The organism is Alteromonas sp. BZK5, assembly GCF_014349115.1.
GTDB classification, from domain to species: domain Bacteria; phylum Pseudomonadota; class Gammaproteobacteria; order Enterobacterales; family Alteromonadaceae; genus Alteromonas; species Alteromonas macleodii.
Genome location: NZ_JACSOE010000256.1, coordinates 1 through 1,350, shown reverse-complemented (window position 1 = coordinate 1,350; position 1,350 = coordinate 1). Strand labels below are relative to the sequence as shown.

General features: G+C 43.3%; 1 protein-coding gene. It reads right to left on the bottom strand.

The genetic code is table 11. The features are described 5' to 3' along the window. Positions 1–231: 231 nt before the first annotated feature. Positions 232–1,350, bottom strand: a 1,119-nt coding sequence (locus BIZ39_RS21775) for a tyrosine-type recombinase/integrase (RefSeq protein WP_187448110.1), incomplete at its 5' end; no start/stop codon positions are given.

Genomic DNA, 1,350 nt, shown 5'->3' with positions numbered 1-1,350 from the left:
AATTAAAGTGAGCCAGCCTCATAGGGTAGAATCAATGATTGTGGGTCAGAACATGCTGATAAAATCGGGTCAGGCAAAATAAGATGTCAGGCCGCTACAATTAACTCTAATGAAAAATGCTGGCCGCAGGCTGCCATGGCGTAGAGCTGAAGAGTATATTTTAGAAGCAGAACAGCAAATATTGAACGAACATACACTTGAGCCATGAGTATCAGGAACTATACCGTTGCTTTAAATACAACCACGCCTTCTGTACCCAGCCTCCCAAGCCTTGAAGCGCTGAGTAAGTAGCTCTTTGGTTTTTAAGCCTCGTGCGAGTGCGCGTTTACTTTTTACTCTTTCTCCTTTATTTTCGAACGTTACTCCGGATAGCTCCTGCTCAAACATACTAGGTACGACATGACTGTAGTGTTGCTCTATCATCGCAATGCTAGTACCGCATTGTCGAGCAAGTACATCAACTCTTAAAGTTCGGCTAAGTAATTGCCAAGTTATGTAAGTATGGCGCAGCGAATAGAGTGTTCTAGGTCCATCTGGGCTGGTCTTCAGCTCTGCTTCTTCTAATGCTGATACAAAGGTTCTACCTAGTTCGTTGGTACTTGATCCGTCAGCTAATACAAATATTTTGTCGGACGGTCGGCGATTAGGAAAACGATCCATTAAATTCATTAGGGGAAAGACAAACTCATCTTTGCACACGACAGTTCTGGTGCCAGTATGTTTCGTGGTCTTGCCTTTTCGTACTTTAATTTTAAAAATCACTTGGTGCTCTTGTCTCGTCATTGATATGTCAGCCCAAGTCAGTTCTTCCATTTCAGTGCCGGGCCGAATACCTGTGTTGACGACTACGTCAGCATAATCTAGTAAGAGTTCCCTTATTTGCCTGGTCTTTTCCTTACGGCTGTTGTCTCTCATACTTTCGAGAGTTTCTACGACCTTCTCATATTCAACTTCGCTGAAAGCAGCACGTCTAGCCCCCTGCTCTCCTTTGTTACTTAATACTGGCACCTGAACTGGCAACATCCATTGGTTTTCAACCGCAGCTTTAAACACCATTTGTAGCGCAGCGTTATGATTTAGCAGAGTGGATTTGTTAAGAACCTTACCAGCCTTTTGTATTCGCCAAATGTCGAATTCTTTGAGCTTGTCTTGGTCAATAGAAGTGATATACGTGCGGTCAAAAAATGGAATATGATATTTTTTCAAAGCCCCTATGTAGTCTTTGTAGCTAACTTTTCCACCGCCGTGCGCAAGCTCATGTTCCATAGCTAGAATACTCTTCGCAGCTACATCGCGAAAACGCTTGCTTGTTGTGAGAGTTCCTGTTTCCGCTTTTATTTTCCACTCCAT